A 14,851-nucleotide genomic window follows, 5' to 3' on the forward strand; every position below is an offset into this window, starting at 1 on the left:
CTCTGCGGGTCAAATTCCCCGCCGCTTTGCGGCGTAAAATCAAAGAATGAGCGAATATATCCATAAAAGTCATAACGTAACAGTTTTGCTTTACCATTTAGTATTTCCCGCTAAGTATCGACGGGCTGTGTTCGACGAACAAGTGGATGCAGTTTTGAGAGAAGTGTGCTTAGAAATTGAGAAGCGTTACGAAATCAAATTTGTCGAAATTGGCGTGGACAAAGACCATGTGCATTTCTTAGTGCAATCAGTACCAACTTACAGTGTGACCAAACTTGTCACAATGTTGAAAAGTCTGACTGCACGAGAAGTGTTCAAACGCTGCCCTCATGTGAAACAACAGCTATGGGGTGGTGAGTTGGTAGTGTTGCAAAAAGTGGTAAGCTGAAATAATTCTTTGAGAGAAAATCCTTCTATCTGCACCTGATGAATTCTAAAAACCCCGTTTAAGTGGCGGCACTATCAACCCGAAATCATCCTTCTATGTGTGCGGTGGTATTTGAGATATCCGCTTTCATACCGGAACTTGGAAGAAATGATGACCGAGAGAGGGTTAAGTGTTGACCATTCAACGGTATATCGATGGGTGCAGCACTACGCTCCAGAACTAGAAAAACGGTGTCGTTCACATCTCAAGCCAACAAATGATTCATGGCGAGTGGATGAAACTTACATCAAGGTCGAATGGCACTAAGATAAGGTGAAATCCTTTGCAAGATAGGGGTTTGGGCAGAATGACTGGCTCATTGGAGTTAAGAAATTAAGAGCAGCATTGGACAAGCAGCTTGGTTGTTGGCACAACGATGATGCAGGTAACTGCTAAAAAATTATTCTGAATGTAGAAAAAGCTTCCAACTCCGATAAAAAAGAAATGGACGATTGGAAGCGAATATGACTATTACTACTGTGCCAAATCGAGTGAAAATTCTCAAGGATAAATTCACAAAAAGCTTGGGACTACCATTCCAAGAACTGTTACCAGAGTCGGAAATCCAGAAAATCATTGATGAGCTACAAATTAAATATCGCTGCCGACTATTTGACCCAATAGTAACTTTATGGGCATTTTTATCTCAAGTTTTAGATGTTGATAAAAGTTGCCATAATGCAGTCAGCCGAGTCACTGCTTATCTCGCCAATGAAAGTGTAGAAGTTCCATCAACTGACACAAGTGCTTATTGCCAAGCTAGGACAAGATTACCAGAAAAATTATTAAAACAACTTTTTGGCAAGGTGGCACAAAGTCTAGAAGAGAAAGTGACAACAGAATATTTATGGTGTGGTCGAAATGTAAGAGTGATAGATGGGTCAACTGTCTCTATGCCTGACACTGTAGAGAACCAAAAAGCGTACCCTCAACCAACTAACCAAAAACCTGGATGTGGATTTCCTCTTGCCAAAATTGGTGTAATATTTAGTTTAGTAACTGGTGCCGCCATCGCCTTGTGCATCGATGTCATGAACACTCATGATATTAAATTAGCCAGAAATCTGTACGGTTGTCTTAAACCTAATGATGTCCTTGTAGGTGATAGAGCATACGAGCGCTTATGCCGATATGTTTACTATCAAAAAGCTTAGTTGTGATGCTGTATTTCGTCAACATCAATCTCGTGCAACAACTATGCGAAAAGGTAAAATTGTTGGAGCTTGCGACAAATTAATGACTTGGTATAAGCCTAAAACTTGCCCAAAAGGTTTGAGTAAAGATGAATTTTTAGCTCTACCTCCTTCCATAACCGTGCGAGAGATTTACTATTATATTGTGATTCCTGGTTTTCGTACAGGGCGGGTCAGCTTAATTACTACTCTTTTAGATCGAGCCACTTATTCTACTCTCGAAATTGTTGGGCTTTACGGTAAACGTTGGGATGTTGAGCTAAATTTAAGACATCTCAAAACTAGCTTGGGTATGGATGTTCTGCGATGTAAAACACCCTCAATGATACGCAAAGAAATTTACGCTTATTTGATGGCTTACAATCTACTTCGTAGCTTAATGTGGTCGGCTGGAACTATTTACACTACTCCTCCTTTACGCCTATCACTGCAAGGTACTCGCCATCATTTAATCAACTTCATTCCCAAATTATTAGCTGCTTCTTTCAAAACACGACTCCGCATTTATCGCACTTTACTTAAAATTATTGTTCACAAGGCTGTTCCAGAACGCCCAGGTCGTAGTGAACCACGAGTCAAAAAACGTCGCTCCAAAGCTTATCCCTTCATGACAAAATCTCGGCATGAATTACGAAAGCAACTGCAAACTGCTTAAGTGATAAGGCTTTCTGCTTTTCTTAGTGCCATTCACCATTGCATGAGAGATCGGAGAATGAGGTCATATTAAACTAACTTGAAACTCAGCAAGATTTCAGGAACCATTGACATGTCTCTCACGTCCTCATCAATCCCACCTGTTCCGAACCAGACAGCCCGCGTTGCCAAAGCTGCTTTCTCAAAAGGAAATCCTTACCTGACGTTACGAGATCGATTAGGTCCTATCTTTAGCAACTGCGATTTTGTCGGTTTGTTTTCCCATACTGGACAACCTGCTGTTCCACCTTGGCAACTCGCACTGGTCACGCTGATGCAATTTCGCGAGAATCTCTCCGACCGACAAGCCGCCGATGCTGTGCGTGCACGGATTGATTGGAAGTACTTGTTGGGGCTAGAATTGACTGATTCCGGCTTTGACTTCAGCGTGCTGAGCGAGTTTCGCCAACGTCTGATTGCGGGTGATGCCGAACACTTACTGTTAGAGCGATTGTTAGAGAATTGTCGTCGCCTGGGATTGATCAAAGCACGGGGTAAACAGCGCACGGACTCCACCCGTGTACTAGCATCAATTCGAGTGCTAAACCGCCTGGAATTAGTGGCAGAAACCTTACGAGCTGCACTCAATGAGCTGGCTACCATCGTTCCAGATTGGGTTCGAGACGTGGCACTAGAGACGTGGTACAAGCGCTATGGGAGCCGCATTGAAGATAGCCGACTACCTGAAAGTACAACCGAACGAGATGTGTATGCTCAAACAGTTGGAGAAGACATTGATTACCTGCTTGAATGCCTTAAGGAATCGAATCTGTCAATCAACTGGAGAGAATTACCCAGCGTTATTGCACTACAGTTAGTTTGGCAACGTCACTATGAAATTATTACCAATGAGGCAACTGGATTTCAGCAAGTGCGCTGCAAGCCGAAACGAGAACTGGCACGAGCCGCAGAGGGAATCGAATCGCCCTATGACATTGAAGCGCGTTATCGCAGTCGCTACGGGGTTTGCTGGACTGGCTACATGGTGCATTTGAGTGAAACTTGTGATGATGACCAATGCCATTTGATTACCCACGTCATGACGACAACGGCAGCGGTACATGAAGCACACTGTACCCAAGACATTCATCAAGCACTGGTAGACAAAAACCTGCAACCAGAGGAGCATTTTGTCGATTCTGCCTATGTCGATGCTCAGTTGTTAGTGGCTGCTCAAAAACAAGGCATCACGATGGTCGGTCCGACTCGCCCCGATGTCAGTTGGCAAGCAAGAACAGATGAGGCGTTTGACCTCACCCGCTTTGACGTGGACTGGCAACAACAGAAAGTGACCTGTCCTCAAAGGGAGCGTAATAAATTATTATGCCTTGCACTACATTGAAACACGCCGTTCACAAATGATTAATTTATTGAGAATTGCACGACTTAATTTCCTATTTTTTTCGTTGCTCATTCTCATTAAGCTTGAGGTTTTCAACGGCGTACTACAAAACACAATAATTTATTACGCTTCCCATTCCTTTCGTCACACCTACAGCACCGAGTTATTGTTAATGGGAGTCGATCCGACTCATGCTAGAAAGCTGACCGGACATCAGAGCGAGAAAGCTTTTCGACGCTATACTTTGCGCGGCGAACAAGAGGCGGCGATAACTTCGTTAAGCTCCGTTAACGCTGCCTACTATCGTGCAGTTGGTGAAGAAAGTGAGGATCGGACTTAAAATGAGAGCATTCCCTTTTTGGTAAACAGCAGAATTTGACAACAAATTGGGTTGTGTGTTCAATGCTGTCCTGCTTGCTTGCCGCTCGAATCAAGACCTGAAATATCGTTTGTGGTTTGCAATCTCCTTGAGTCGGAATTGTCAGATGCTCCAGCAGGCAATCCAACGCTGCACTCAAGGTAGCTTCATCCGTCAGCACAGGGGCAGCAGATAATGAGGATGGGGATGATAGGGTCATGGCTCAACTTTGATTAATGCTTGCCTGACTCTACGCCTTTGTTAGAAAATTTTCGATCTACTGATTCTAATTAATTGTTCAAAACTTTGACTTTCTTTGCGTATATACATGGAAAAAAGAGCAGTTATCCTTTAAGTCAAGTCCTTATTCCAGTTCTTTGTTCCGTTACTTGTAGCACCCCGTTAGTTAGTCACGGGAAGTGTAGCCTGTCTTTCGTCGTCATTGCCCCGAATCAATACGAATCCTTCGTAGTTTTTTGCCGCAACGTCGTCGCATTTCTCCACGTATGGGGGGAAGCCGAGGTAGGGCATGAACACGCGCGACTTACCAGGGATGTTCGCCCCCAAATACCACGAGTTGCACGTAGGAAAGAGCGTGGCACCTGCCACTTCATTAACGTGGCTCACCCAAGCATCTTGCGCCGCTAGCGTTGGCTCGATACACGCAAAGCCGCGAGCGCGAACGTAGAGAACGCAGTCGGCGATCCATTCAACGTGCTGCTCGATGGACGGAATCATGTTCGTCAGCACGGAAGGACTGCCGGGACCAGTTATAAAGAACAGGTTTGGGAAGCCAGCCGTCGCAAGTCCGAGATACGTGCGCGGTCCCTCAGCCCACGTCTCCTTGAGCGATCGCCCGCCCTTGCCGCGAATATCGATTTTTAGTAATGAGCCCGTCATCGCGTCATACCCAGTGGCGAACACAATGGCATCAAGCTCGTATTCTTTGCCCTTCACCGTGAGTCCGTGCTTCGTAATCTCCTCGATCGGCGAGCTGCTCACATCGACCAAGGTGACGTTTGACCGATTGAACGTTTGGTAGTATTCCGTATCGACACACAAGCGCTTGCAGCCGACGACAGTGCGAGGCGACAGCTTCTCGGCAATGACCGGATCGCGCACGGTCTCGCGGATTTTCTCACGAATAAACTCTGCTGCCGTATCGTTAGCTTCCTTGCTGAGCAACAAGTCGGCAAATGCGCCGAGGAACGGTAACCCGCCATGCGCCCATCGCTCCTCGTATTCGCGCTGCCGCTCTTGGGGCGACATTGCCAACGCTGAGACCTCGTTGTGACGAATGTTGAGACCGGAGGGCAGCAGCTTGTTGCGTGCTCTGAAATTGGCGTAGTTGGCTTTGACTTCTCGCTGCACCTCTGGGTCTAGCGGGTTGTTGTGCGCGGGAATGGTATAGGCGGGGGTGCGCTGGAACACGAAGAGGTGGGATGCCTGCTGCGCGATCAGGGGAATGGACTGAATGGCTGACGAGCCCGTGCCGATGATGCCGACCCGCTCGCCGGTGAAATCAACTCCCTCGTGCGGCCAGTTACCAGTGTGATACGACGACCCGGCGAAGCGATCGCGCCCTTTGAAGTTTGGTGTATTCGTGGACGAGAGGCATCCCGTCGCCATCACGCAAAATTGTGCCGACACTCGGTCGCCCGCGCTCGTCTCGACGATCCAGCGCCCTGCCGTCTCATTGAAGGTGGCGGCTAGCACGCGCGTGTTGAGTTGGATATTACGCCGCAGATCGAAGCGATCCGCAACGTGATTGAGATATCGCAGAATTTCTGGTTGCGAGGCGTAGCGCTCCGTCCACACCCACTCTTGTTGCAGCTCATCGGAGAACTGGTAGGAATACTCCATACTCTCAACATCGCACCGCGCCCCCGGATAGCGATTCCAAAACCACGTACCGCCGACACCGCTACCCGCCTCGAACACGCGGGCAGAGAGACCAACTCCGCGCAGGCGGTGCAGCATGTAGAGTCCGGCGAACCCGGCACCGACGATCGCTACATCGAAATCACCGCCCGGCTTCTGGTTGGTTTCCATAGGGGTCAGTTTTACCTCAGCCATATCCCAGCCTCCTCGGGGCGTAATTCATACGGTTCTGTTGCAAAAACTTTTGAAGAACAATAAATCTGAATCAATTAGAGCTGATTAGTTAGCAAGTCCAAAAATTTGAGATCCGAATTATACAGAAGCTTGAATGTCTCCTTTTTCTATTCCTAAAGTTTGCCCTTTTCTAATTTAATCCATATATTTCGTAATACTAATTGTTCTTCTTGTTGAATGTAGCCTATAAAATTTATCTATAATTGTACCTTCAAAAATTAGATGTTGTTATTCACAAAATAATGTCGTTCTTAACGCATTAATGTTGTTGCTAAAAATTTACCTACCTTAATGATTCCAATCTACTGTTAACAAATTAGTGCTGCTCAGCAACCGAGCTAATTACATAGCAGGATAAGTAAAACCTTTATCGAGTAAGAGTTGTAGTTTAAAATAACAACGACATCAATAAGTGAAATAGCGACATCTAATTTGTGAATGTACAGTAGTGTAATCTACGTCTTACGATAGAGGTGAAGTAGAAGTAAAGTCTCAAATTCAACGTTGAAGAGAAAAAGCGATCGAGATAATTTATCTCAATCGACAAACTAATTAATAAATCTCTGTTCTTCTTCAACTATGTTGTTAAGATATTTATGAGGTTTCTCCAGCATCCTCTAGCCAACTACGTACAAGAGGCTGATTTTGTCGCACGAAATTTCGCAGCGCATGGTAAACAACTTTTTCCCGCAGTCGGTAAACAGAGCAAACATCTAAATTCAAATGAGTGGCGATCGCCTGTTGCGTCCAGCCTTGAAGGTAAAGCTGGAGCCACTGCACTGCTGCTGTATCCACCTTTGCTTCTAAATAACGAGAAAGTTCCGCTCGAACAGCATGACGCAATACCTGTTGCGTTTCCCAAGCTTGCGTTTCTCGATACGTGGCAATGGCTTCGCCATCCAGCCAACTGAACGTACTGTCACTATCTCGGTCTAGGTCTTCCCCAGACACCAACTTGACAAAATCTCTCTTGGGGAGCTGCGTCAAACCACCTCGTTTGCTGCGGTGTAGATAGTTGATAATGCGGTAAGAGATCAAAGGTTGATTCCGAATTGGACGCAAACAGTACTCTTCTAAACTGGCAAACAGCAGCAGATTACGCAGTCTGGGAACGCTAGTACATTTAGCTATCCATGCTACTTGTTGTTGCATGTAGCGATCGCGTTGTAATAATTCGTGTAGTATTTCTTGCAAGAAATCGATAACGGTGCGTTGGCGATCGCAACTTTGAGTAACTAAAGCGCGAATTTTCCGACGCAGAATCGGCACGCTAGCTAGCCGTTGGATCAAATGGCGATAACCCCGTTGGGGCGAAACATTGAGGTAAAAATGTTGCAAAATTGAATAGCGATAGGAAATTGCTTGTTTGGCAATTTCTAATTGTTCGCTCGTGAGATTGTCATATCTTGCCAAGTCCTCACCGAGCAACCACCGAAGTATACTTTCTCTCGTGGCTGTGCTTTGTGACAGGCAGTCGCTAGCTAAGCGCGATCGCCATGCTTGTTCTAACTCCTGTGCCTCTGTTGTTTGCAGTAATACCATCAAACTACCTCCTTAGTTGCGCGGTCGAGCTGTTGTTGGGCGTTGCTAAAATTGTCAAAAGTTATATTCTTTGCTGTGCGGTGAATTCAGCCATTTAGCAACTGTTGGATTTCGCACGCACTCGTCTCATACAATCCTCCTCTGGTTGTCAGAAAATTCTTTGATTTGTGTCACTGTCAGGAACGATTCGTTCTCATGCTCAAATCCCATTCATCCTAGAAAGATTAATTGGGGATGTGCCTCTGAAAAAGGTCTTCGTTTAGTCACAAAAGTCAACTAGTTTCGGTCTAACTTTCGTTGATAGAGAACTAGATTTCTCTATATCGATCGCTGATGACGGATTTGTGAATACACGACGGAAGGAGTATGGTACAGCAATACAGTTTGCAGTAATAGTAAAAGAAAGCATTGCTGCAACAGCTACCATGAATGCCTTCCTACAGTCCCTTAAATGTGAAGCGAATCCTTTTCGTTTTTTGCTCTATGCTGAATGGACGATGATCGCGACGTGTTTTTCGTTTGCCGTCATGGAATCGCTCGAACAGCAGCAATTTCCCGTTCAACACGTCCTTGTCCTTGTCATCCTGAGCATCATGGCTGCCTTATTACCTCGCGGCAAGCTTTTTTATAAAGTAACTTATGTGGGGATCGAAATTGCCTTAGTTTTTTATGGTGCGACTCTAGGGTATTTGCACGTCCTGCCTACCCTATACCTGATCGTGTTAATTCAAAGTTGCTTTCTGTTTCAACCATCGGGACGTTGGGTGGTGGCAGGGCTAAGTTTTTTACTGTTTCTAGTTCACCAAGTGCGCTACGTGCAAAACATCACCTTGCTGGTACAACCAGCCGATCGCCATCTGTTCTGGATGCACCTGATCGCCGAAACGTTGATGTTTGGCTTGGGATTATTCTTTGTCGTCAGATTAGTCACTACGTTGCTGTCCGAGCGCCAAGCGAAGGAACAACTTGCCATTGCCCACGAACAGATGCGGCAATATGCCTTGCAGATTGAAGAATTAGCAGCAGTGCAAGAGCGCAACCACATTGCCCGTGAGATTCACGATTCTTTAGGGCATACGCTCACCGCTCAAAATATTCAATTGCAAACGGCGATAAAGCTTTGGCAACGCGCTCCTGGCAAAGTCCGACCCTTTCTAGAGCAGGCGCTACGATTAACTAATGCAGCGATTCGAGAAGTCCGGCGCTCGGTCAGTACGTTGCGGGCAGATGTGCGGGAAGAACCGCCCTTAGAAGAGGCGATCGAATCGTTAGTGGACGATTTTCGTCAAGGCACTGGTGTCTCAACCGAGATCGAGATCGACGTGCAGATTTGTGTACCTCCGAAGCAGGTGAAAACGCTTTACCGAGTTGTACAACAAGCACTCACGAATATTAGTAAATATGCCCAGGCGACAGCTGTAAAAATTGACATCAGTACGACCTCAGACAACGTGCGTTTAGCGATCGAGGATAACGGTCGAGGATTCAAGCCAGAGCCAAAAACAATGACCGGATTTGGCATCCGAGGAATGCGAGAGCGGGTGATGGCTGTAGAGGGCGTTCTACATTTAAATACAGAACCAGGAGCAGGCTGTCAGATTGTAGTTGAGCTTCCTTTGGATCGATCTAAAGAGTGAAGTATAAAGGCATCTAAGGGGAGAACGCTGGCTTGGTAAATCTCAATTGCAATGGCTCTACAACACTAATGACATTTTTAGCGATTGATTGGAAAATGTTAGGCGAAAAATTCAGGAACTGATAGATCTTTCTTAATGCATTGTATATACTTAATCTGAGAAATTGAGGGAGCTGATTTAAACCGTCGCATTTTCTTCTCTGGCAACCAATTCCATTGATGGTAAAGTTTAGCTCGGTTGTTTAATCTCTTATGTTGAACAGGGATTGAGTGGAAATGGAAAGCTGAGCATCAATGACAAGACTTCTTTACAGTACGATCTCACCTAACTTTTTGCGACACAATCTCCTTTCGTTGGGACTATGTTTTTTTCGCATAAACTGTGACGGTTGACCGTACTAAATATACAGTGACTAAGGTGGCGGTGACATTTGTCACCTTCAGTCTGTGACATTTATTCGACACGAGCAAGAGTTCCTGGTTGAGAACTGGAGATTCTGCAACAGAGGACAACCCACCTTTAAATTGATGAATAACTAATGAAAGCAAATTTTCACCTAAAAGCCAAGTTTTTTTTCCAGCAAGGGTTATGTCAGGAACAAGCTGGAAAACATGAAGCAGCGATCGCCCTGTTCGACAAAGCGCTTTTATACCAACCAGATTATGCTGATGCTTGGTCGCAACGAGGCATTATACTGGGAAAGTTGGGTCAGCACGATGAGGCGATCGCTAATTTTGAGCGAGCATTAGCAATTAAACCTAATGCTGCTTGGATTTGGCATAACCGAGGTATTGCCTTAGGTAAGTTAGGTGAATACGAAGCAGCCGTTAACAGCTTTGACCGCGCAATAGAGTTCAATCCAGACATCTCAATTTTTTGGCACAACCAAGGCATTACATTTATTGACTGGGGATGCTATCAAAAAGCAGTTGCTTGCTTTAAGCGGACGCTAAAATTACAACCAGATAGCTACTGGGCATGGTACAACCAAGGAAAAGCGCTTTTGCAATTGAGGCACTACGAAGAGACACTCAACAGCTTTGACCGCGCAATTGAGTTTAAACCTGATTTTTTCATTGCTTGGTATCACCGAGGCATAACATTAAGTGCTAGAGGACGTTACGAAAAGGCAATTGTTAGCTTCAATCGAGCTACTGAGATTAATCCAAACTCTGAGCTAGTTTGGTATCACAAAGGCATAGCCTTAGAGAGGTTAGGGTACTACTTGCAAGCAATCGCCTGTTTTCATAAAGTATACCTTTGGCAACAATAATTGGCGATCGCTTGTTTGCATGATAGTCACTAACTGGAAAAGAGCAAATACACGATCTAATTCTTTTGCTTGAATCTGATCAAGGGTACATTCCCCGTGGCTTGTCACGTTCATGAACACAGCGGGAGTGCATCCCAAAGGGCAAATTCCGTAATGCCCCGTCCGCTTGCGGCGGGGATAGGAATTTGAGCGCCCCGCAGCTTTTTACTTGCCTACTTTCTGTATTGAACCCAATAAGCAGACTGAAGAAAAGCCGCTGCTTTTAGGTGCAGTCTCCTTAATCTCGGATAAATGTGCCGCGATCGCACTCGGATTTTTGACAGCGATAATGCTAGTCGCACCATACTCGATCGCGTTGATTCCATTTAGCAGATTCCCCAAACGATAACAACTCTTCTAAGACATTACCGACTTGATGTCGAATTCGGTTCGGAAACTGAATTATCTTGAGGCACAAGCCTAAGTATTTGTCCTTTCCCAGCGTTAAAGCCGTTATTTGAAATGTAAATTCTACCATCAGAATCAAGTGCTAGGGCAGTAGGAGAAATGAGTTCTGAAGTGGCAATCGTTGTGCGAGTTCCATCAGGTGCAATGCGAATCAAAGCACCAGTTGTGTCGCCAGATGCTAATGAATTAGCAGCGTATTCTAGGACGTACAAATTGCCTGTGGAATCGAAAGCCAAATCAATAATATTTGTGAAGCCATCAGCGTAAATTTGTGGCCGATCGTTAGAATCAATTCGATAAATACGTGCCCCCTCTTTTGGAAAAGGCGCTCCTGTGAGCTGACCCACATACAAGGCACGATCGGGACCAATGGCGATAGAGGTGGGTACTGCTTGCATGGGAAGATCGGCACCGCCAGACGGATTCGGCACTAAGCGTGTACTAAACACAGTCTGCACTGCTAGCTCGCTTCGATCCAGTCCCACACGCAAAAGATCGTTTGCACCTGCGTCCACAACATAAGCGGTGTTGTCCTTGATTAAGAAAGCATAGGGGTTGCTGATAACGTCTCCGCTATCCGGATTATTTGCACCTTCATAAGCTGCTAAATCGGCAATCGGTCTGCGCGCAGCGTTTGTGTTTAACGTATCAAAAGCAAACAACTGTCCGAAGTCAGGAATACCTAATAAGTTCTCGCGATCGCCTGGATTACCAGCTAAACCAAACAGAATATATGGTTTTCCAGTGGCATCAAATGCTATGTCATGTGCCCCAGAAGCGTCACTGCCATCCGGTAATGCTACAGACGGTAAACCTGTAACAATTCGCTCGCTTTTACCGTCTTTAATGCGTGTCAAAGCACTGGACGCACCGTAACATAACTCAGCACCTGGCTGACTGGGGGAGGGAATGCAAGCACCATCACCACCTCGACCCGCTTCTGTCACATAGAGAGCACCATCTGGACCAAAAGTCAGTCCTCTGGGACTGTCAAGACCATTAGCCAAAACCTCAATTTGAAATTTTTCTGCTTGTACTGCTGGTGCGATTCCAACACTCATCAATGCTGCTCCCACCAGAGCTACGGAGAGTTGTTTGAGCATGATTAAATTAATCCTAATTACTTTTATCGAACCATAGGTTCTGGTTGATGTCGAGAGGGCGGTATCTCTGAACAACACTTCTAGAACATTACCAAATTGAGAGTCGATTTATAAACAAGATTTTTTGATTTAATGAAAGTTAATCGAATAAATATCTATCAATTGATGGACGAATAATTAGTCGATAGTGAGTAAATATATAGCTTACAATTGCCAAAGCTTCTGACACCTGTATCATCAAGGAATTAATGATACAGCAAAATTTTGCCATGAGTACGATCCGCTTATTGCTTGTTGACGATCAAAGCATTATCAGCCAAGGGTTAAAAGCAATGCTTGAGCTGGGTAGTGATATGGAAGTAGTGGTGAGGTAGAACCTTTGCCCCATCACGATTATGTACAATATTAGCTAATACAATTAATTCTCAAATAATCACCTATAAATTAGTACTTTGATGATAACAGTTTTGGCGTTCTTACTTTCCTCATTCGTGATCTGGTTATCCAACGTAGTACGAGAGCCGATAGAATTGTCTCAGGAAAAGTGTGAAGAACTTCCAGAACGAGTCTGTCCTACCTGTGGTTCTGGACATCTGATTAAAAACGGTTCAATTCATAATGGTAAACCAAAACATCAATGTAAAAACTGTGGTCGTCAATTTGTTGTCAAGCCTACTAAAACAACTGTTTCAACAGAAACGAAACAGTTGATTGATAGACTCTTACTGGAGAGAATATCGTTGCGAGGAATTGCTAGAGTTACTCAGGTAAGTTGGTCGTGGTTGCAAGATTATGTCAATCAAAGGCTGGCTCGTATTCCTCGTCAGATAGAGGTTTCAGTCAAATCACTAGGCAGACTGACCATTGAATGTGACGAGTTGTGGTCTTTTGTTGATAGTCAGAAAAATGAGGTCTATATCTGGCTAGCAATTGATCGTAACTCCCGAAAAATTGTCGGTTGTTTTGTGGGAAATAGAACTCGAAAATCAGCCCGTCAGCTTTGGGCTTCTTTACCAGACATTTCCCAGCAATCTGCTGTCGCTTATACGGATTTCTGGCAAGCTTATACAACAGTTATTCCCGTAAAACGCCACCGAGCTGTTGGTAAAGAAACAGGTCTCACTAATCGGATTGAAAGGTTAAATAATACCTTGAGACAGCGGGTTTCTCGATTGGTAAGAGCAAGTCTATCATTTTCCAAAAAACTTAACAATCACATTGGAGCGATTTGGTACTTCATTCATGGCTACAATGCAGAGTTAGACAGGATTTGAGCTTCACCACTACTTCCATATCACTACCCGTAATTAAAATCAGCAATGAAATGGGTAGTGTTGCAAAAAGTGGTAAGCTGAAATAATTCTTTGAGAGAAAATCCTTCTATCTGCACCTGATGAATTCTAAAACCCCGTTTAAGTGGCGGCACTATCAACCCGAAATCATCCTTCTATGTGTGCGGTGGTATTTGAGATATCCGCTTTCATACCGGAACTTGGAAGAAATGATGACCGAGAGAGGGTTAAGTGTTGACCATTCAACGGTATATCGATGGGTGCAGCACTACGCTCCAGAACTAGAAAAACGGTGTCGTTCACATCTCAAGCCAACAAATGATTCATGGCGAGTGGATGGGTTGTGTTGCAAAATGATTTTGAGAACAGAGTTTTCCGGTAAAGTAGTTGGACTTTATGCAGCAACTCCAAAAATTTGAGACACGAATTCTACTTGAGCTAAAATGTCGCCTTTTTCTACTCCGATAATTTGCCCTTTTCTAATTTGATTCATCGTTTCGTAACCAATAATTGTTCTGATTGCCGTGTAGAAAGATTGAAAACCCGAGCCAGGGTTGACTAACTTTTTGATAAATCTGTGGTCTTGTTCAACCACGTTGTTTAAATATTTGTTTTGCCGTAACTCCACAGATTGAGTTAATATTTTCGCTGCTTTTAGCTCCTCAATCGCTGGAGGATAAGCAGCATTCTGATCGACGGTAATGACTCGTGGAGTTTGAGTGTGTTTCGCTCCCAGCACTTGGCGAAAAAATCGTGCCGCTGCCTTGCCATCCCGCTTCGCACGAGAGCATAAAGTCCAACGTGTTGCCAGCAGAATCCACGGCTCGGTAAAGATATTTCCACTTTCCTTTAATCTGGATGTACGTCTCGTCCACCCGCCAGGAATCGTTAGTGGGATTCAAAAACGGACGGATGCGCTTGTCCAATTCTGGGGCAAATTTCAAAACAAGCGCGATTAATTGTAGAGTGATCCACGGTTACCCCTCTTTCTGCCATCATTTCTTCCAAGTCTCGGTAAGATCAGGCATAGCGGCAGTACCAGCGGACATTGAGCAGGATAATTTCAGGCAAAAAGTGCCGCCACTTGAACAAGGAAGCTGTAGACATTGGAGGGAGCGAAGGCAGAACTGAGCTTGTCTACCCTACCATTAACGGTTTTTGCGACACAACCAGTGGATGAAACTTACATCAAGGTCAAAGGCAAGTGGAAATATTTGTACAGAGCTGTTGATTCTGCAGGCAACACGATTGACTTTATGTTGAGCGCCAAACGGGATGCACGGGCAGCCAAACGGTTTTTTCGCAAAGCCTTAAAGTCAACTCATCATGCCGCTCCTCGTGTAATTAATGTCGATCAGAATGCTGCTTATCCTCCAGCGATTGAGGAGCTAAAAGCAGCGAAAATATTAACTCAATCTGTGGAGTTACG

10 protein-coding genes and 7 pseudogenes are annotated in these 14,851 nt (G+C 44.9%); 11 read left to right on the forward strand and 6 right to left on the reverse strand.

Going from position 1 to position 14,851, the window contains the following annotated elements; genetic code table 11:
* Nucleotides 1-46: 46 nt before the first annotated feature.
* The 6 genes and pseudogenes from tnpA to DSM107010_RS26365 form a co-directional block, all read left to right on the forward strand.
* Nucleotides 47-358: pseudogene (gene tnpA / locus DSM107010_RS26345) on the forward strand (IS200/IS605 family transposase); the annotation flags it as partial.
* Between the two features lie 72 nt (nucleotides 359-430).
* Nucleotides 431-685: pseudogene (locus DSM107010_RS26350) on the forward strand (IS6 family transposase); the annotation flags it as partial.
* Nucleotides 686-891: 206 nt separating this feature from the next.
* Nucleotides 892-1,581 carry an IS4 family transposase gene (locus tag DSM107010_RS40080; protein WP_199755762.1) on the forward strand — a complete coding sequence of 230 codons (690 nt, stop codon included), beginning with the start codon at nucleotides 892-894 and terminating at the stop codon, nucleotides 1,579-1,581.
* 43 nt (nucleotides 1,582-1,624) lie between these two features.
* Complete coding sequence (locus DSM107010_RS40085; protein WP_199755763.1) at nucleotides 1,625-2,275, forward strand: transposase; 651 nt, start codon at nucleotides 1,625-1,627, stop codon at nucleotides 2,273-2,275.
* A gap of 111 nt (nucleotides 2,276-2,386) precedes the next feature.
* Nucleotides 2,387-3,655, forward strand: a complete 1,269-nt coding sequence (locus DSM107010_RS26360; protein ID WP_106169168.1) for a transposase — start codon at nucleotides 2,387-2,389, stop codon at nucleotides 3,653-3,655.
* A 133-nt stretch (nucleotides 3,656-3,788) separates the two neighbouring features.
* Nucleotides 3,789-3,995, forward strand: a pseudogene (locus DSM107010_RS26365) (hypothetical protein); the annotation flags it as partial.
* A gap of 420 nt (nucleotides 3,996-4,415) precedes the next feature.
* Here the strand turns inward: DSM107010_RS26365 and DSM107010_RS26370 are convergent.
* The gene (locus DSM107010_RS26370; protein WP_106171473.1) at nucleotides 4,416-6,089 is read right to left on the reverse strand and encodes a flavin-containing monooxygenase; all 1,674 of its coding nucleotides are present in this window, start codon (nucleotides 6,087-6,089) and stop codon (nucleotides 4,416-4,418) included.
* A gap of 633 nt (nucleotides 6,090-6,722) precedes the next feature.
* Nucleotides 6,723-7,670, reverse strand: a complete 948-nt coding sequence (locus DSM107010_RS26375) for a HetZ-related protein 2 (protein ID WP_127024294.1) — start codon at nucleotides 7,668-7,670, stop codon at nucleotides 6,723-6,725.
* A 344-nt stretch (nucleotides 7,671-8,014) separates the two neighbouring features.
* On the opposite strand from DSM107010_RS26375, the gene DSM107010_RS26380 reads away from it, so the two are divergent.
* Entirely contained in the window at nucleotides 8,015-9,307 is a 1,293-nt protein-coding gene (locus DSM107010_RS26380) for a sensor histidine kinase (protein ID WP_199755765.1), read from the forward strand.
* Between the two features lie 170 nt (nucleotides 9,308-9,477).
* Here DSM107010_RS26380 and DSM107010_RS43140 read toward each other — a convergent pair.
* Nucleotides 9,478-9,564 (reverse strand): annotated as a pseudogene (locus tag DSM107010_RS43140) (IS6 family transposase); the annotation flags it as partial.
* Nucleotides 9,565-9,845: 281 nt separating this feature from the next.
* Here DSM107010_RS43140 and DSM107010_RS26390 point away from each other — a divergent pair.
* The gene (locus DSM107010_RS26390) at nucleotides 9,846-10,580 is read left to right on the forward strand and encodes a tetratricopeptide repeat protein (protein WP_106169236.1); all 735 of its coding nucleotides are present in this window, start codon (nucleotides 9,846-9,848) and stop codon (nucleotides 10,578-10,580) included.
* 204 nt (nucleotides 10,581-10,784) lie between these two features.
* Here DSM107010_RS26390 and DSM107010_RS38745 read toward each other — a convergent pair whose 3' ends face one another.
* Nucleotides 10,785-10,961, reverse strand: coding sequence for a hypothetical protein (locus tag DSM107010_RS38745; protein WP_158631866.1), 177 nt, complete (start codon nucleotides 10,959-10,961; stop codon nucleotides 10,785-10,787).
* A 23-nt stretch (nucleotides 10,962-10,984) separates the two neighbouring features.
* The gene (locus tag DSM107010_RS26395) at nucleotides 10,985-12,130 is read right to left on the reverse strand and encodes a ScyD/ScyE family protein (protein WP_106169235.1); all 1,146 of its coding nucleotides are present in this window, start codon (nucleotides 12,128-12,130) and stop codon (nucleotides 10,985-10,987) included.
* 530 nt (nucleotides 12,131-12,660) lie between these two features.
* Between DSM107010_RS26395 and DSM107010_RS26405 the strand changes: the two genes are divergently transcribed.
* Together DSM107010_RS26405 and DSM107010_RS26410 are read left to right on the forward strand one after the other, a co-directional pair.
* On the forward strand, nucleotides 12,661-13,404 hold the full coding sequence (locus DSM107010_RS26405) for an IS1 family transposase (RefSeq protein ID WP_127024297.1): 744 nt from the start codon (nucleotides 12,661-12,663) through the stop codon (nucleotides 13,402-13,404).
* 119 nt (nucleotides 13,405-13,523) lie between these two features.
* Nucleotides 13,524-13,760 (forward strand): annotated as a pseudogene (locus tag DSM107010_RS26410) (IS6 family transposase); the annotation flags it as partial.
* A 56-nt stretch (nucleotides 13,761-13,816) separates the two neighbouring features.
* Here DSM107010_RS26410 and DSM107010_RS26415 read toward each other — a convergent pair.
* Nucleotides 13,817-14,529, reverse strand: a pseudogene (locus DSM107010_RS26415) (IS6 family transposase).
* 65 nt (nucleotides 14,530-14,594) lie between these two features.
* Between DSM107010_RS26415 and DSM107010_RS26420 the strand changes: the two are divergent.
* A pseudogene (locus tag DSM107010_RS26420) lies at nucleotides 14,595-14,851 on the forward strand (DDE-type integrase/transposase/recombinase); the annotation flags it as partial.

The sequence above is a fragment of the Chroococcidiopsis cubana SAG 39.79 genome (assembly GCF_003991895.1).
Classification (GTDB): Bacteria; Cyanobacteriota; Cyanobacteriia; order Cyanobacteriales; family Chroococcidiopsidaceae; genus Chroococcidiopsis; species Chroococcidiopsis thermalis.